Here is a 17461-nt window from a genome sequence, read left to right on the forward strand (position 1 = left end):
ATATCACTTTGGTGCCGTTTCGGCGTGCTTAAAGCGGCTAATAAAACTCTCCTGGCGTTGTTGCCCTGCCTTGTCTTACTACTTTTGTACTACCTGCGGCAGAGCGCCTTAACAGGATCGCTTCACTGAGTTTTGTTAGCCGCTCTTATTCTCTCTGGCCTTGATTGAAATGCTGCGTGTGCTGTATCAATCCAGCGTGATGATAACTCCTCCTAGCGGAGGCAGGGTCACCACCAGCGATTGCATATGCCCCATCCAGGCCTGCGCTTCACTTTGCAAGCCGTTGCCGTTACCCTGGTTGCTGCCACCGTAGTATTCGGCATCACTGTTGAAGATTTCGCGATAATGTCCTGCGGTTGGGACGCCGATACGATAGCCGCTGCGCAGCACTGGCGTAAAGTTGAGTAATACCAACACGAAGCTGCCATCACGTGCGCGGCGCAGGTAATTGATGATGGATTGATCGCTGTCGCTACAGTCTATCCACTCAAATCCATGCGGGTCGAAATCGAGTTCGTACAGGGCAGGAAGCTGGCGGTAGAGGTGGGACAAGTCCTGGTTAAGGCGTTGCACTCCCTTGTGCCAGTGGCGTTCGAGCAGTTGCCAGTCCAGGCTGGCATTGACGTTCCATTCACGTCCCTGTCCAAATTCATTGCCCATGAAATTGAGCTTCTTGCCTGAGATTGTCATCTGGTAAGTGATCAGGAGCCGCAGGTTGGCAAATTTCTGCCAGGAGTCCCCGGGCATTTTGTCAAGCAGGGAGTGTTTGCCATGCACGACTTCATCGTGCGAGAAAGGCAGCACGAAATTCTCGCTATAGGCATAGATCTGGCCGAAGGTCAGCTTGTCGTGATGGTAGCGCCGGTGGATGGAGTCGTTTGCAAAGTAAGCCAGGGTATCATTCATCCAGCCCATATTCCACTTCATGGAAAACCCCAAGCCTCCCAGGTACACCGGGCGTGAAACCATAGGCCATGCCGTTGATTCTTCAGCAATGGTTAATGCGCCTGGAAAATCCTCATGCACCATGACGTTGAGTTGCCTGAGGAAATCGATGGCCTCAAGGTTTTCCCGCCCGCCATGGCGGTTGGGCAGCCACTCCCCGGCTTTTCTTGAATAATCGAGATAGATCATGGAGGCAACGGCATCCACCCGCAGACCATCGATATGGAACTCAGAGAGCCAGTAATACGCGCTGGCCAGCAAGAAGTTGCGCACCTCGTTGCGGCCATAGTTGAAGATGTAGGTGCCCCAATCCTGATGCTCGCCCAACCTCGGGTCTTCATGCTCGAACAGGGCGGAACCATCAAAGCGCGCCAGGGCCCAGTCATCCTTGGGGAAGTGGCCTGGTACCCAGTCCAGGAGCACTCCTATGCCAGCCTGGTGACAGCAGTCGATGAAGTAGCGCAAGTCATCCGGGCTGCCAAAACGGTTGGTCACGCCAAAGTAGCCCGTGGTCTGGTAACCCCAGGACTCATTGAGCGGGTGCTCTGAAACAGGCAGCAACTCGATATGGGTGTAACCCATTTCCTGCACATAAGGCACCAGTTCATGGGCAAGCTCGCGATAATTCAGAAAATGCCCCTGGGCATTGCGCCGCCATGAACCCAGGTGGACCTCGTAGCAATTGAACGGGGCATGCAGCCAATCTGCCTTGGCACGTTGTTCCAGCCATGTATTGTCCTGCCAGGCATAGTGCCCGTAGGCCGTTACCCTGGCTGCCGTACCCGGGCGCTGCTCGAAGCTGAAACCATAGGGGTCGGTCTTGGCGAATACTTGCCCACTTTGGCGGTTACGGATCTCGAATTTATAAAGGTCGCTCGTTGTAAGCCCTGGGATAAAGATTTCCCATACGCCGCTGCTGCCATGCACGCGCATGGGATGTATACGGCCATCCCAGCGGTTGAAGTTGCCCACCACACTGACGCGCTCGGCATTGGGCGCCCACACGACGAAACGCACGCCATGCACGCCTTGCTGCTCGCATAGGTGTGCGCCAAACGTGCGGTAGGCCTGCTTGAGCCTGCCTTCGCCAAACAGGTAGAGCTCGTCGGTAGAAAGGCCGGTCCAGAACGTGTATACATCATGGGTCTCCCAGCTGTGGCCGTTTTCTTCCAGCCTGATCCGGCAGGGGACTGGTGGCGGCTCGTTGCCTCTCCACTCGAATAATCCGGACTCATGGTTGCGCTGCAGGGCTTGCCAGCCTGAAGTGGTTTCCAGCCAGACCTTGTCTGCATAAGGCTGGAAAGTGCGCAATACGTATTGGCTCCCGTCCTGATGCAGCCCGAGATACGCAAACGGGTCATGGTGGCGGGCATGAAGGATATGCAAAAGTTGTGGGTCTTTTTTTATCTTGGCCAAAAGTTGCTTCCGGTTATGAATGGGCAGGTGTTAATAACAATTTTTAAAAAATGGTTTTTATTCACGGCAGGCTCTAGCCTACTATGAACCTTCCTGCCTATAATGGTTTCAGAGCAAGCAGTAAAAGGCGAAATAGCCCGGTTCGCGCTCTGTTGGCAGACACCCATAATAGCCAAACTATAAATCAGGAGGGGCAAAAATGCAGCAGCAAGAATTAAGTTCTTCTCGTTTTGTCAGTACCTTGACCAAGAATACGGTGGCACTGATTCTGGCGGGAGGCAAAGGCAGCCGCCTCAAGGATCTTACCAACTGGACAGCCAAGCCGGCGGTGCCGTTTGGCGGCAAGTTCCGTATCATTGATTTCCCGCTTTCCAATTGCATCAACTCTGGCATACGCCGCATCGGCGTCGTGACGCAGTACAAGGCGCATACGCTGATCCAGCATATCCAGCGCGGCTGGGGCTTTCTGCGTGGCGAGTTCAACGAGTTTGTCGAATTGCTGCCTGCCCAGCAACGAATACAGGAGGAGTGGTACAAGGGCACGGCGGACGCTGTGTTCCAGAACCTGGATATCCTGCGCCAGACTAGCGCGGAGTTTGTGCTGATTCTTGCCGGCGACCATATCTACAAGATGGATTACGGCCAAATGCTGGCAGCGCATGTGCGTAACAAGGCGGATATGACCGTGGCCTGCATCAATGTCCCGATCAAGGAAGCCAGCGCCTTTGGCGTAATGGGCGTGGATGAGAATGACCGGGTGGTGGATTTCAAGGAAAAGCCTGCCGACCCTCCCGGCCTGCCGGATGACCCCGAGCATGCGCTCGCCAGCATGGGCATTTATATTTTCAATGCGGCTTTCCTTTACGAGCAACTGATCCGAGATGCCGATGATCCTAGTTCATCCCATGATTTCGGCCATGACATCATTCCCTACCTAATCAAGAAATACCGGGTGTTTGCACACCGTTTCACGGATAGCTGCGTGGGCGCGGCCGACGGCAACTACTACTGGCGCGATGTTGGTACGGTAGATGCTTATTGGGAAGCAAACATGGAGCTGACCAAGGTGGTGCCCGAGCTTAATCTCTACGACCGCCAATGGCCGATCTGGACCTATCAGGAGCAATTGCCCCCCGCCAAGTTCGTGTTCGACAACGAGGAGCGCCGCGGGCAAGCGACTGACTCGCTGATTTCCGGGGGCTGCATTGTAAGTGGCGCGAATGTACGAAACTCTGTACTGTTTTCCGATGTCAGGGTGAATAGCTATAGCAGCATCGAGCAATCAGTGGTCCTGCCCAAGGTGGATGTGGGACGGCATGTGACATTGCGGCGTGTCGTGATCGATAGTGGTGCACGCATTCCAGACGGCATGGAGATAGGCGTTAATCTTGAACTGGACCGCAAGCGCTTCCATGTCACAGAGCATGGGGTTGTGCTGGTTACCCCGGATATGCTCGGGCAGAACTTGCACCATATACGTTAAGTTTTAAAGCCCGGCGCAGATCGGGCAGTAATATCAATGCTTTATCATGTAAATAAAGGTAGATATGACTGCATCGCATCCCAAGCTGTATCTCAATTTATATTGGCACATGCACCAGCCGGATTATCGCGACATTATCAGCGGTGAGTATGTGTTGCCATGGACCTATCTGCATGCCATCAAGGATTACACCGACATGGCGTATCACCTGGAGAATAACCCTGCTGCCCGGGTAAGTTTCAATTTCGTTCCCGTGCTGCTGGATCAGCTAGAGGATTATGCCGACCAGTTTGATAGCGGGCATATCCGCGACCCTCTTCTAGCACTGCTTGCCAAGGAGGATATGACATCGCTGACGCTGGATGAGCGTTGCCTGATTCTTGAAAGTTGCTTCAAGGGACACCATGAAAAAATGCTTGCACCTTTCGAGCATTACCAGTGTCTCTATACGATGTACACAAAGCTCGAGAACCGTGGCAAGCGCATGTTCAATTATTTGTCCGGCCAGTATATGGCTGACCTGATTGTGTGGTATCACCTGGCCTGGACAGGGGAAAGTGTACGGCGCAGCCATCCCGAGGTGCAGGCGTTGATGAACAAAGCCAGCCAATTCACCCTCGAAGACAGGCAGAGCCTGTTTAACCTGATTGCCAGCCTCATCCGTAACCTGATCCCGCGCTATCGCACCCTTGAAGCGGAAGGGCGTATCGAGATATCCAGCACTCCGCATCACCACCCGATCCTGCCTTTGTTACTGGACTTTCGCTCCACGCGGGATGCCATGCCTTATGCGCCATTGCCGCATTACCTGCAATACCCGGGTGGCAGGCAGCGTGCCCGCGCGCATATTGAAGAGGCCCAGGCTTCGCATCAGCAGCGCTTTGGCAAGTTGCCCAATGGCATGTGGCCAGCGGAGGGCGCAGTGTCTCATGAAGCTTTGACGCTGCTGGCCGAGCATGGTGTGCAATGGGCGGCAACGGGCGAGGGCGTGCTTGCCAACAGTTTGTATAAATCGTTTGATGCCAGTGAGTTGGCCCCCAGGCATGAATACTTATATAAGCCTTACCGTATCACCAGCGGGCAGGACGACATCATCTGCTTTTTCCGCGATGATCATCTCTCCGACAAGATCGGCTTTGAATACTCCAACCAGCATGCGGATAATGCCGTGGCAGATTTCATTGGCAGCCTGGAGCGTATTCATGAGCAGAACAGCAACGGTAAATCGCCTATAGTCAGTGTGATTCTCGACGGTGAAAATGCGTGGGAATACTATCCGTACAATGGTTATTACTTCCTGAGCCAGCTCTATCAAGCATTGAGCGATCATCCCAACATCGTGATGGCAATGCCAAGCGAGCTGGCGCAACAGTGCCGTCAGCCTGATTCAGGCCTGCCCCTGGGCGATCTGCCTGCTGTTGCCGCAGGCAGCTGGGTCTATGGCAGCTTCAGCACCTGGATTGGCAGTACGGACAAAAACCGGGGATGGGATTTACTGTGTGCCGCCAAGGAGGCGTTTGACCGTGTCATGCAGCAAGGCACCTTGAGCGAGGCCGAAAAAGAGGCAGCCACACGGCAATTGGCTATTTGCGAAGGCTCGGACTGGTTCTGGTGGTTTGGAGATTATAACTCGGCTTTGAGTGTCAGCAGTTTTGACCAACTGTTCCGCCGCAATCTTGCCAACCTTTATAGTCTGCTCAAGCGGGAGACCCCGAAGAACCTTACCCAGGCAATCAGCAGTGGTACCACCGACTCCACAGTTGCCAATGTGGGCACCATGCGCCGCGGTCAGGCAGCGGATTCATCAACCTAACAAATAAACAGGAGCAGGACTTGGCTAAAACCGTTGCTTTGCTACTTGGTGTTCATGCCCATCAGCCAGTGGGGAACTTCGAGAGTGTACTGGATGATGCCCATGCACGCTGCTATGGGCCGTTTCTACGGCTCATGTATGAATATCCGGCATTTCACTTTGCCATTCACATCAGCGGCTGGCTGCTGCAGTACATGCTCAAGCATTTCCCTGATGACATGGGGTTGCTGCACGAGATGGTAGAGCGCGGGCAGGTGGAGCTGTTTGGCGCAGGCTTTACCGAGCCGGTACTGGCTTCCATTCCCGTGCGTGACCGCATAGGCCAGATCAATACCCTCTCGAAGTTTCTCAAGACGGAGCTTGGCGCGCTACCTCAGGGTGCCTGGCTTACCGAGCGCGTATGGGAATCCACTGTGGTGCCAGCATTGGCTGATGCCGGTATTCAATATGTGACCGTGGATGATTATCACTTCATGTGCACAGGCAAGGATACTGCTGAACTTAATAGCTTTTATACCACGGAGGAGGATGGCCACCGGATTGACTTGTTTCCAATCTCGGAAGCATTGCGCTACCGGCTGCCGTTTTCACCTGCGCATGAAGTTGTCGCTTACCTGGAAAGCCTTGCGCAAGAGGATGGCCAGGCTGCTGCGGTCTACTTTGATGATATTGAGAAATTTGGTATCTGGCCTGAAACCTATGCTTGGGTATATGAACGTGGCTGGCTACGCCAGTTTATCGAAGGCGTGCTCGATTCCAACGTCATCAAACCTATGCGTTATGCCGACTACCATAAGCAGGCCAGGACCAAGGGAGTGGTGTACCTGCCTACTGCTTCCTATATTGAAATGAATGAATGGACACTGCCTGTCCCCGCAGCACACCATTATGCTGACCTGGTGGATCAGGAGCGTCACAATCAGCGCTATGAAGTTACTAAGCCATTTGTACGCGGCGGCATCTGGCGCAATTTCCTGATGCGTTACCCCGAGTCGAACTGGATGCACAAGCGCATGCTTGCGCTTTCCAATCGCTATCATGCATTGCCAAAAGGTAAACAAACCCAGGAAATGCTGCAGGCACTGTATGAAGCCCAGGCCAACGATGCTTACTGGCATGGCTTGTTTGGCGGGCTTTACCTGCCGCATTTACGCCGGGCGGTCTATCAGGCATTGATCCGCCTAGAGAGCCTGCTGGATGAGACAGAACCTCGCGCGCCACAGCAAGTACTTGACATCGACCTTGATGGACATGATGAGTTGTTCATACAAAATGACAGTCTGCAGGCTGTGATCAGGCTTGATGGCACTGCAGCCATCAGCGAGTTTGACAGTTACAAGTTAAAGCACAATTTTGCCGACACGCTGACGCGCCAGGCCGAGCACTATCACCGTAAGGTCAATGCCGCGCCTGAACACCATCATCAGGGCGAGGGCATCAGCAATCCGCATGACCAGATGGTGTCCAAGCATGAAATCACGCCGGATGACCTGGCATTGGATGAATATCGCAAGGCCTTGTTCTGCGATCAATGGATTGATGGCGGTGGCAACCAGCATCTTTTGCAATATGCCCGCGATGAGCATGGCGGGCCAGATTGCGAATTTGCCGCCCTGGTTCCCGGGCAGACAACCCTGTTACGCAAGACATTCCGCGTTGATAAAAACCGGCTGACAGTGCAATACACATTGACTAGTCCTGAAGTCTTGGATGGCCGCCTGCGGGTTGAGCTTAATCTTGCCATGCCGAGCTGCGATGGCCCAGCGGGCCGTTTCCGTCAGGGAAAGCATATCCTTGGCGGGTTTGGCCAGCCCTTGCAACTGGATGAGTTCCAGGAGTTAAGCCTGGATGATGGGGTGCTAGGTGGCACATTAGAGCTCAAAAGTAGCGTTGCAGGCCGCTACAACAGCTATCCGCATTTTTCCGTCTCCCAGTCGGAAGCCGGGTTTGAAAAAATCATGCAGGCTGTGACGATTCTATTAGAGTGGCCTGCCGATCAACTGCTGAATGGAATTTTTGTTGAAATTAAATTAATTTAATCAGTAAATTAAATACATTATTGAATGTAATTAATTAGATAAAAACATTAAGGCGCTACAAAATCATGACCGCACTCAGTATTGGCGTGGATATAGGGGGCACCAACCTCCGGGTTGGCGTTGTGAGCGGTCAAAAAGTAATAGACGAGCAGCGTTTTCCTGCTGACTTTTCTGCTATTTGCAAGCAGCATGCGCCCGCCATTGCCTGGCAGGAGATATTACGCATTACATTGTCCGCTTTGCAGCGGGCATTGCTGGCTCACCCTGAAGTAACCGGTATTGGCATAGGTTTCCCGGGATTTATCAATCCTGAAACTGGCCGTGTGATGCAGTCGCCCAACCTGCCGGGGTTACGTGATGTGGACTTGGCAGCAGACCTTGCCAAACTCACTGGGTTACCAGTCAAGCTGGAAAACGATGCTTCGGTAGCGGCATTTGGCGAATACATCCTGCTTGAATCACCGCCGCGCAGCATGATTTATATCGGCCTTGGCACTGGCGTTGGCGGTGGCCTGATTCATGCAGGGCAGCCTTATCCAGGCGATCACGGCGTTGCCATGGAGGTTGGCCACCTAATCGTGGAGCCGGGCGGGCGGATGTGTGGATGTGGCAATCATGGTTGCCTTGAGCAATACGCAGCAGCTCCTGGCGTTGTTGCCAATTATACCGAGGCGACAGGGACTCGCATTACTGCGCATGAAATCGCTGCTAGGGCGGCAACCGGCGAAGCCGCAGCTTTGGATGCTTACGCTATTGCTGGCCGCTATCTGGGGCAGGTGATTGCCCATTTGGCAAAAGCACTTGATCCGCAACTGGTGCTGGTCGGGGGAGGCATGAGCAAGGCCTGGCAATATATTTATCCTGCACTTCAGGCTCAATTCGACCAGGACCTGATTCCCGTACTCAAGAATAAGATCACAATCATGGTTTCCAATAGTAGCGACCAAGCAGGGATTATAGGAGCTGCACATCTCGTGCAGGTTTAATTGATTGAAGGGGCAGGGGACAATGCAAGATGGTCAAGTGCGGTCAGAATGGGAGATATAAAGGTACCATCAACCAAAATAAAAATACCGCATGTATCAAGATGAGAATAATCAAAGTAACTTGCCAGAAATCAGGCATAGCGTGCTCCTTCGTCAATAAAAGTGATATCTAAAACTCAAAAGCTGGCTAGTACGCCGCTCCTGATGACGAATTAGGAGGTATCGTAAGGTTAGGCTTATTCAATGTCCAGATTAATGCTTCAACCTGATCAATATTCACCAATTCTACATTTGCAGTAAAAACTATCCCCGACGTTGCGATGAGAATCTGTTTGCCGGGTTGGTCGAAATTACCTAAAACCTGTTCATGGAAAGCCAGGAGTAAGGGTTCTAAAATCTCAAACACACTATATTGATTTGTAGCTTTGACTTTGACTGCATACCGTTTCCGAGAAGTATTCATAGCGACCACGATGGCTTTCATAACCACTCCTTTCCTTCACCTTTTTATGCATTAGTAAAGAAGGTATTGGTCAACAATGCATCATTTTGTCCGTGGAAATGTGCAGTAGGCATTCTTATTAGTAAACCCGTTGTTGACCAATAGCCTAATATTAACCAGATTTTGGACAGTATGTATCATTTTTATCATTTTTATCATAAAAATTTACATGAAGCTCCCTTGTAGAATGCATTTAATCGTCTTGAGAAAGACCGCGGCTAAAAAATGCAGGGTATGGGGCCGACTTAGACCACCATATAGACTGAAGGCCTGGATAACAAACTGACTTTACGCTCTAGTTACACGTAGTCGAGCGTGACGGTTACTATCACAAGGATGGCATCTGCAACAGCAACCAGACCATGGTGGGAGCCCAGATCACGTGCAATTACTACAAGGATCGAGAAAAAGAATCGGGTGCGTGCGATCGACAACAATAGCAAGGTAGCGCCGTTGGGCCGTACCAATCAAATCGCGGTATTGAAGTCGATCCAGCGGCAGCGGCAGACCTCCCGGCCCAGCTCCCGGTCGGAGAAACGCCTGACACCAATAATAAAGCCCCTTGCGGGGCGATATCACTTATTCGGTATGATAGGCGGTAACTCGGCGTTCACTGGCAACCATAAGCAGATCCGGCATTACTTTTTGGTCCGGAAATGATAAAGCCCCTTTCGGGGCTTTTGATTTATTATGTGGTTTTTCTCTTCTTTAGAGTCAAATATGCTTGATTCAATTACAAATATTTATAATCCTGATACCGAAAATATTATACCTGCATTAATTGCTGGTTGTTTTTCACTTATTTCAGCTGAAGGACTTCATACACGCTTGGGAAATATTTCGTTGTATGCGACAGTGAAAGATAGTCAGCGTGAGATTTTAGGAAGGTCAGCTAATAAAGCTGGTGCTGCGTTAGCAAAACTTGAATTGATAGTAACCAATGAAACAGCTAAGCTAATTTCTGATTTTAATGACCATATGTTGGAAACCATGACTGAAGTCATGCGAATAAGATTTTTTAATGGCGATCCTGTAGAGCCAATGAAATATGTTCTTACTCGACTTCCTTCCGCTCGAGAACAATCTAATAATTTACAAGTCGCCCTACGCAAGGAACTTGAAAATAATAATATTCCGGCTTTTAACTATGAAGAGTTTCTTAAGATTCGAGAAGCGTCAGATGCTAGGTCCCTTGAAGTCATTAAGTCAATTTTGAACTGGCCTAATGAAAAATGAATGCAGGGGTATGGGGGCTGCTTTAAGCCCCCATGTAGATTAGCGTCATTTCAGATATTCTAAGGCGTTTTTCCGCGAGCGCCTATACCTCAGCATCAACCAAGCGTTTTAAACGCGTCCTATAGACTGGTTTTTCGGTCCTTTTCCAATAAAAGCAATAATCATGTATGGATTCCGTCATCAAGGCGTCCATCGTCGGCCTGACTGGGTCAGCAGCAAGCTGCACCTGTGGTATTTTATGCTGCGGGTAGAAAAACCAAAGGGAGCGAAACGCCGGAAGCTGTATCGATGGATAGCTAAAGAAAAGCTCCGGCTAGCGGAGCTGAATATAGACCAAGAACTGATCGAGGTAACGTGCCGGTACCTAAGCAGCTACAACATCGTTACTGGAAAACGCATGATCGAACTGATGGAGAGACCAACCAGGCAGTATAATCTGGATCTCACATATCGCCACCACAAGTAAGCCGTCATTTATTTCGTATAATGGGCGCTTAAGAAAACCAGATTCACCATCGGTCATCAGATAGAACCTCGCATTTGCGAGGTTTTTTATTGCCTCAAAGGTACGAGTCCTCTTCTGGGCACCCATCGGTGAATTTCGCTAGAACCATTGGAGCAAATAAGCATCAAGACCGCTCTTAAACGGTTTCCTCCCCGCGTTGCGGGTCCCCTCCATTTACGCGCCCCTTCGGGGTTTCAGTCTTGACCCTTATTTCCTCCAATGTTGCTGGTCGGCCATGCCGTATGGCGAGGGCTGCATCCTTCGGACGCTGCCTTCACCACACGGCAGACCTTCAACGCGAACAGGACTAATGAGATGGCAAAGCAGCTTGTAGATGTTTCAACCAAGGAGATGGCACTCAATGCGGAGTGGCCCAGCATGGATAAGGAAGAGAGCAAACTGCTCGAGGTGTCGGAGAAGATCAGGCAACGGCGCGATGAGTGGAACCGGGTGCAGGCGCAGTTGCTGGCCCTCAAAAAGCAGGGCCTCACCTACGCCGGCACAACCTGGAAGAACGGCAAATATTTGTATCTGGTCTATCCAAGCAAAAACGGGGAGCCGCGGAAGCGGGTGTACGTGGGCCAGGGCGAGGAGAAGGTGCGGGAGGCCTTGGCCGGGATCGAGAGGGGAGAGCAGTACCTGAAACTGGAGGAGAGGGCCGAGTGGTTGCAGCGGCAATCTCAGTTAGCGGAGTATCACTGCATGAATCTGCTGGATTATCTGGGGGATGGGGTACAGTATTCTCCTGGACAGCGCTGAGTTGACACCAATTTGGTGACAGTTGGTGATGTACCAGGTAATTATTTGTCACCAATTTATATATAATTGGTAGCAGGATGAGGAGTTGAGATGCCAACGATTTTATTGACGCAGGGCTTCCGGTTCTTCTTTTTCAGCATGGAGGGCAACGAGCCTCCCCACATTCATGTGGAGCATGGCGACAAGGTGGCCAAGTACTGGTTGAACCCGGTGGAGCTCGCCAGTTCGGAGGGGTTCCGCAGCCATGAGATGAAGAAGCTGCGGATGCTTGTGATTGAGAACCGGGAACTGTTTTTGGAGAGATGGAATGAGTACTTTAGCAATTAGGCTTGATGCTCACGCTGTTGAGGTCAGTTTCGCCAATGATGCGCTGCATATGGTGCTGGCCGACGGCCGCGAGATTTCCGCGCCTTTGGAGTGGTTCCCCAGGCTGCGCGATGCGAACGACGCGCAGCGCCATAACTGGCGGCTGATCGGCAAGGGTATCGGTGTGCATTGGCCGGAGATCGATGAGGATATCGCGGTCAGTACGTTGATGCGCAACAGCTAAAACAAAGCTCTTGCAATGAGGGCTTTTTTATTGGTGTCAGATCCCACAGGTCGAGGATCCCGGTGTGACACCAATTGGTGTCACATATCGGGTTGGCCAGATCCTGCAGGCGGATTTTTTGACGCCAAATCATCGCTGACGGTCACGTTCCAGGCGATCAAAGGCGTTTTGAATAGCATTGATGGTGCGTATGTTGGGATTGAGCCTGCGCTCGTATTCCACAAGCCGCCTGGCCTTGTCCTTATCGCCCCGGCAGGCAGTGACCAGTCTTTTCATTTCATTGTCCAGGCTAGAATGCCGAGGTGAGCGTTGGTTGAAAACCCAATGCCAGACGAGGAAGGCAACGGCGACCGCCAATAATCCAGTAACCAGAATGTCCATGCCTGGATTATTGTGGAAAATACGGCCGTTGGGCAAGCCTGCCTGCTACGACTCCGCCTCGTCGTTCCTCCTCGTTGTCGCCTGCGCAGGCATGCCACGGCCAGACCACTTGTTTTCAATACCTGACCGGCATGCGGCCTCTGACACGTCTACGCGCTGTCCTTCATCGCCATAGCAGCGGCATTCGCCCCTGAAGTCAACGCAGGCGCCGATCATTGCCCACGGGGCATCCGAGACCATGTCCAGCTTGCGCTGTATGACCAGGGTCGTCGCCTCGACCTGGTCAGGATTGAGCCTGGCTTGCTCCTGGGCCATTTGTTCTGGCGTCATGGCCTCTATCTTGGTCAAGACGGTCTTGGTCATGGTTTCTTCCTGGACGATTTCCGCGTCCGGCTTGTTTGGCCCGGTCTTGGCCTTCACGCGCTGCACCGCCATGTAGCCCAGCATGGGCACGACCACCAGGAGCAGCACGAACAGCTTGAAGGCCATCGGTATCTTGTGCTTGACCTTGGTATGGATGCTGGCCGATTCATACATGCCAAACACTTCCTTGGGGATGGTGTAGCGCGTCGTGGTCGCCACGGCCAGGTTGGACTTGGTATGCGGGTTCTCCTGCCATTCCGGCCATTCGTGCAGGCTGCGGCCGCGCCAGGTGCTGCGCACGTGGATATGCTTGGTCACCAGGGCGCGCACGGTCTTGTGCACCAGGTGCGGGAACTGGGTAATGACGACAAAGTCCAGGCCATGGTGGCGATGCTCGCACAGGTACTCGATAAAGGGCTGCATGGTGGTGCCGGTCGGCTTGAATGACTTCTGGCACTCGTCCACGACAATAAGGGAGCCTTCCTGGATGTTCTTCAGCAGTGGCACTTCGTCCTCATCGTCGGGGTTTTTCTTGGGCTCGAGTTCATGCCAGCGTTCGAGCTCGGCGCGGCTTATCGGGATAACCGGCAGGGTCAGCTTGGGAATGCCGACACAGTAGACGGTACGCTTCTCGACCTCGGGGCGGATGTATTGCCAGACGGTCAGGGCGGATTTGCCATTGCCCGGCTGGCCCGTGATCAACGTAATCATTTGGGCATGACGCCGATCTTGGACATATAGGCCACGGTGACGCGGAAGGTCATGGCACCGGCGATCATGCCCAGGGCCTCACCAATGCCACCCAGGCCCGCAAAGGCAGCGATATAGCCGCCAAACCCGGTATAGGTAGCCTGGGCATAACTGATGGCCGTGGCAAGCGCTGTCGCCACGCCAGCGTAGCTGATGATGCCCAGGCCCAGGGCGGCCAGGACACGCTTGGCAATTGCGCCGGCGGAGTTGGTGAAGAAGGTACCGAGCAGGAATTTCATTGGCGGAAAGCTCCCGAGATGATGTAGGCAGAGACCAGGGCGGCAATGAGCAGGACGGCAGGGCGAAGATCGATCATTGCCTCGCAGACGGTATGGACCGGCAGGCTATAGGAGTGACCCTTGGCAGTGATGGTCGGATCGCCTGGGCAGCTACCGCCGCCCCATGAGTCATAGCTGAACGTGTCAGGGATTTCATGGGTATCCAGGTCAACATCCTGCACGTCATCAATTTCAATATCGGTGTCTTCCTTTGGCTTTTCGGACTGATCCTCATCATTAGGCAGCGTGGTTTCCTGCACCGTGGTGGTGGTGTTATTGGTGATATTGGTTTCCGTGATCGTGGTGGTTTCTGTGACGGTAACCGTGGTTGGACCGGAAGGCGAGACCGTGACCGTGGTATCCGTGGTTTTAGTGCCAATCGGGTCGCCTTGGCCGTTGCGGATGGTTTCCGTGGTCGAGCCACCGGGGCCGGGGACGGTCTTGGGGTCAATCGTGGGCGTATCAAGCGGGATAGGTTCGCCGCCTTCAATCAAGTCGGGGATGATGTCAGGCGTATTGAGCTCAGGCACATCTTCAGGTAGTGGCCAGCCTGCTGGCGTAATGGGCAGACGCCTGTCAGGGTTATAAGGCTGGCACATGTTATTCGCTAAATAATGCGTAGACGGGCAATTTTGAATTAAAACAGCAACACCAATAACCGTCGTACTGTAGTTTGCAGTACCAGCATTTGCCACAGTCTGAAATCTGATCTGCGCAGAAACATTCTGTGAGCCTGACTGATAGCACGAAAGCATTTCACCTGTGGACCAGCCAGCCTGATTAGAAATGTACGCAGGAACATAATAATCACAAGCGGCTGTATATGTAGAAAACTCCTGTGCAGGAGGAGCACTGGAACCGGTAGAGGTTCTCCAACGCTGATATGACATAGGCTTACTGGAAGGGTCTGTCAATGTCCAGGTTGGCGTTGATACAGGATTGTCAGGGTCAGAGGGTCCAGCGCAAATATCAGTTTTATCGCATAGTTCCCAAGCTAGAGTTAAGCCAATGCCAAGCGGCCCTGCACGCTTTGCGAGATTAAGCCCTGCCCCTGCCAAGCCACCGATTTTTACAGGTGTTTTCTGATTAAGGGTGACAGGCAAGCGGCCTTTGCTTGTGGGGACGTTGACGTCACGAGAGTTGTTTTCCATGCCGGGCCAAGCTGGACGTGGCGGCGCACGCTCATCAGCGGGGAAGTAATAGAGCTGGTCACCGACAGGCCGAATGTAAGACGGGGTGCCGATTTCAATGGTGGCAGCTTGGGAGGTTGCCCCGACCAGGAGCAAGGGAATCAGGGCAAGGTATCTCATCTGAACAGTATCCATGCGCATATTGCCATCGTGACAATGATGGCGGTTGGGTAGAGTTCGATTGGCATCAGTGAATGGCCTTCGCAATGATCTTGAAGCCCCAGGCGGTCGCAATGACGCCGATGCACATCCAGGCCAGTTCCAGGGAGTCTCCTATCTGCGGCGTGCATTCAATCAGGGGCGGGGTGACTTCTATGGTAGAGCTGGTCAGGCCGTCGCTCTTGGTGATGGTGTAGCCTGTTTGCGTGGGGGTGCAGGACAGCGCCTTGCCATCGCTGGTGACAATGGGGCAACCCGCAGCCATAGACGCGTATAGCTGCGGGAGCTCTGCAAAACAAAGGTTGTCGTGCAGATAGGCCATGCTTACTTGATGACGCGGCGCAGCCAGTTGAAGACGACGATGCCGATCACAACGCCGAGGATGGCGGCACCGATGGTGCCGACGTCGGTCACCGCATCGCCAATAGCGGTAGTGACAGAGGCTGGCACTTCAGCCATGGCGGACAGCGGGGCTACTGCAACAACGACACCTGCGATTTTCTTGAACATGTTTGATTCTCCAAGTTGATGCCAGTGGGCGACTGGCGGCGCTTACAGGCCGCTGATGAGGGCGAGAGCGCCCCCGATCAGCAGGCCGATAACCAGGGCCGCGAGGTTGTTTCGTGCGCGGCGGCTGCGTTTGGTGTCAGATGGAGCTGGACCAGGTGCGAGATCTGACACCAAATACGGGTGTTTGCCAGGGGTGTAGTACATGTCAGGCAACCTTCTGGCGGTAGGCGTCGAGCTCGTGGACCAGGATGGTCTTGACGCGCTGGGTCAGGTTCATGACGTTGCATGGCGAGCTGATGTCGACGCCGTACTCCAGGAGCGCGGCGCGGAAGCGGTAATAGGCGCTCTTGCTCATGTAGGTCTTGGGGTCGACGCCATCGCGCCACATGATGGCGTGCTGGCGCAGGCGGGTAGGGATGTCAGTCCAGGTCTCGACGGTGGCGTTTTCCGCGAAGGCCTGGCTTGCGAACTTGCCATAGACGATTTTTTCCATGTCGTTCTTCCAATTGATCAGTTTGTTGAGGCCCTTTTGTCTGAGGTACTCGCTGCCCAATTGAATCTCGAAGCGGGCAGTGGTGGCCTTGGGGTGGGGCGTGCGCAGCCCCTGGAGCTCTGCGAGCTTGTCGTAGAGCTTGGCTTTCCAGTACTGGCCGCGCTTGGTGTCGTAGCCCCAGGTCGGGCCGTACTTGCCTATGCGGGCGACACGTTGGCCGATGCGGCGGGAGGCCAGTTGGTTGGAGAGTTGCAGGTATTCGTCGGTGTGGAAGTTGGCGGCGAGGTCGACACGGGTGAGGTAGGTGCCGTATTCGCCGATGGTGCCATCACGGACGGTGGTGCCGAGGAAGCGCAGGTCTGCGGTCGGCAGGAATGCGCGGATGAAGGTGGCGGCCTTGTCGAAGCATTGTTGCAGGGTGTGGCCTTGCAGGTTGTTGGCTTCGCGGAAGCGGCCGATATTTCCCTGGAACCAGATATGGTGACCATCGCACTTGATGCGGATGGAGGTGTCGGAGCTCGAGCACTTGATCTGTTCCCATTGCTGGATTTCGTTTTCGATAACGCCGTTGCGGTCGATTTTGAGTATTTTGCCCGCTTCCAGGACCGGGTTTTCGGTGTAGGGCTGGAAGTCATGACGGAATGAAAGCCAGTCGCAAATGACGCTGTTGAATTTCATGTCGCGCATGTGTGTTTTTCTCCCCATTTTTCCCACTTCTGGGAATTACTTGCAGTGGTACTAGCACTGCAAGTTTTTTCCATTGTACGTTCGTCCAATATTTTGGTGTTTTTCGACTAGAGCGTTTCGACGAAAGTCAGGGTGTTGGTGACGTACAAATTGCCGTTGTAGCGACGGCCGTATCCGCCGATCACGACCTTGGCGCGGATGACGTCGCCCTCGCGGCAGAACGGACGCTGGGAGGCGGGTTGCGATAAGTTTTTCCTTGCTCAACGCGCCAGAGGATGGCGCGGCCGCTAACGGGAGCCTGGTTGCCGTGGCCACCGCGGCCCTTTTTTATTACCGCCGTTACTTCGCATAATGTGTGTTATGTTAAATGATGGATCAATAATTATGCTTCGTTCGATACCTGAACTCAAAACTCA

Annotated in this window: 18 protein-coding genes; 8 read left to right on the forward strand and 10 right to left on the reverse strand. The window is 53.2% G+C overall.

Annotated features, from left to right (window positions below; translation table 11 throughout):
* Nucleotides 1-186: 186 nt before the first annotated feature.
* Nucleotides 187-2361 (reverse strand): 1,4-alpha-glucan branching protein GlgB, encoded by a 2175-nt coding sequence (glgB, locus tag LG198_RS03410; RefSeq protein WP_230341755.1) that lies wholly within the window; start codon nt 2359-2361, stop codon nt 187-189.
* Nucleotides 2362-2560: 199 nt separating this feature from the next.
* On the opposite strand from glgB, the gene glgC reads away from it, so the two are divergent.
* The 4 genes from glgC to LG198_RS03430 all read left to right on the forward strand — a co-directional run bounded on the left by glgC (nt 2561) and on the right by LG198_RS03430 (nt 8682).
* The gene (glgC, locus tag LG198_RS03415) at nt 2561-3844 is read left to right on the forward strand and encodes a glucose-1-phosphate adenylyltransferase (protein WP_230341756.1); all 1284 of its coding nucleotides are present in this window, start codon (nt 2561-2563) and stop codon (nt 3842-3844) included.
* A 64-nt stretch (nt 3845-3908) separates the two neighbouring features.
* Nucleotides 3909-5657: a glycoside hydrolase family 57 protein gene (locus LG198_RS03420; protein ID WP_230341757.1), complete on the forward strand. Its 1749-nt coding sequence runs from the start codon at nt 3909-3911 to the stop codon at nt 5655-5657.
* A gap of 20 nt (nt 5658-5677) precedes the next feature.
* Complete coding sequence (locus LG198_RS03425; protein ID WP_230341758.1) at nt 5678-7696, forward strand: alpha-amylase/4-alpha-glucanotransferase domain-containing protein; 2019 nt, start codon at nt 5678-5680, stop codon at nt 7694-7696.
* A 65-nt stretch (nt 7697-7761) separates the two neighbouring features.
* Nucleotides 7762-8682 (forward strand): ROK family protein, encoded by a 921-nt coding sequence (locus LG198_RS03430; protein WP_230341759.1) that lies wholly within the window; start codon nt 7762-7764, stop codon nt 8680-8682.
* 187 nt (nt 8683-8869) lie between these two features.
* Here LG198_RS03430 and LG198_RS03435 read toward each other — a convergent pair whose 3' ends face one another.
* Nucleotides 8870-9166, reverse strand: a complete 297-nt coding sequence (locus LG198_RS03435; RefSeq protein ID WP_230341760.1) for a hypothetical protein — start codon at nt 9164-9166, stop codon at nt 8870-8872.
* A 317-nt stretch (nt 9167-9483) separates the two neighbouring features.
* Complete coding sequence (locus LG198_RS03440; protein WP_230341761.1) at nt 9484-9651, reverse strand: hypothetical protein; 168 nt, start codon at nt 9649-9651, stop codon at nt 9484-9486.
* Nucleotides 9652-9904: 253 nt separating this feature from the next.
* Here LG198_RS03440 and LG198_RS03445 point away from each other — a divergent pair, with 253 nt between their 5' ends.
* The 4 genes from LG198_RS03445 to LG198_RS03460 all read left to right on the forward strand — a co-directional run bounded on the left by LG198_RS03445 (nt 9905) and on the right by LG198_RS03460 (nt 12234).
* Nucleotides 9905-10420 (forward strand): hypothetical protein, encoded by a 516-nt coding sequence (locus LG198_RS03445; protein ID WP_230341762.1) that lies wholly within the window; start codon nt 9905-9907, stop codon nt 10418-10420.
* A gap of 820 nt (nt 10421-11240) precedes the next feature.
* Entirely contained in the window at nt 11241-11684 is a 444-nt protein-coding gene (locus tag LG198_RS03450; protein WP_230341763.1) for a hypothetical protein, read from the forward strand.
* Between the two features lie 90 nt (nt 11685-11774).
* Nucleotides 11775-12011, forward strand: coding sequence for a DUF4160 domain-containing protein (locus tag LG198_RS03455; RefSeq protein WP_230341764.1), 237 nt, complete (start codon nt 11775-11777; stop codon nt 12009-12011).
* Nucleotides 11992-12234, forward strand: coding sequence for a DUF2442 domain-containing protein (locus LG198_RS03460; protein WP_230341765.1), 243 nt, complete (start codon nt 11992-11994; stop codon nt 12232-12234). Before LG198_RS03455 ends, LG198_RS03460 begins: the two co-directional genes overlap by 20 nt.
* 129 nt (nt 12235-12363) lie before the next feature.
* Here LG198_RS03460 and LG198_RS03465 read toward each other — a convergent pair whose 3' ends face one another.
* The 7 genes from LG198_RS03465 to LG198_RS03495 all read right to left on the reverse strand — a co-directional run bounded on the left by LG198_RS03465 (nt 12364) and on the right by LG198_RS03495 (nt 17063).
* Nucleotides 12364-12510: a hypothetical protein gene (locus LG198_RS03465; RefSeq protein ID WP_230341766.1), complete on the reverse strand. Its 147-nt coding sequence runs from the start codon at nt 12508-12510 to the stop codon at nt 12364-12366.
* A 150-nt stretch (nt 12511-12660) separates the two neighbouring features.
* Nucleotides 12661-13689, reverse strand: a complete 1029-nt coding sequence (locus LG198_RS03470; RefSeq protein ID WP_230341767.1) for a zonular occludens toxin domain-containing protein — start codon at nt 13687-13689, stop codon at nt 12661-12663.
* Nucleotides 13686-13967, reverse strand: a complete 282-nt coding sequence (locus LG198_RS03475) for a DUF2523 domain-containing protein (protein WP_230341768.1) — start codon at nt 13965-13967, stop codon at nt 13686-13688. The genes LG198_RS03470 and LG198_RS03475 overlap by 4 nt, the downstream gene beginning before the upstream one ends.
* Nucleotides 13964-14605 (reverse strand): virulence factor TspB C-terminal domain-related protein, encoded by a 642-nt coding sequence (locus LG198_RS03480; protein ID WP_230341769.1) that lies wholly within the window; start codon nt 14603-14605, stop codon nt 13964-13966. The genes LG198_RS03475 and LG198_RS03480 overlap by 4 nt, the downstream gene beginning before the upstream one ends.
* Nucleotides 14606-15383: 778 nt before the next feature.
* Nucleotides 15384-15677 (reverse strand): hypothetical protein, encoded by a 294-nt coding sequence (locus tag LG198_RS03485; RefSeq protein ID WP_230341770.1) that lies wholly within the window; start codon nt 15675-15677, stop codon nt 15384-15386.
* A gap of 2 nt (nt 15678-15679) precedes the next feature.
* Nucleotides 15680-15865: a major capsid protein gene (locus LG198_RS03490; protein WP_230341771.1), complete on the reverse strand. Its 186-nt coding sequence runs from the start codon at nt 15863-15865 to the stop codon at nt 15680-15682.
* A gap of 205 nt (nt 15866-16070) precedes the next feature.
* Nucleotides 16071-17063: a phage/plasmid replication domain-containing protein gene (locus LG198_RS03495; RefSeq protein ID WP_230341772.1), complete on the reverse strand. Its 993-nt coding sequence runs from the start codon at nt 17061-17063 to the stop codon at nt 16071-16073.
* Nucleotides 17064-17461: the final 398 nt, after the last annotated feature.

The sequence above is a fragment of the Methylobacillus arboreus genome (genome assembly GCF_020532725.1).
GTDB classification, from domain to species: Bacteria; Pseudomonadota; Gammaproteobacteria; order Burkholderiales; family Methylophilaceae; genus Methylobacillus; species Methylobacillus arboreus.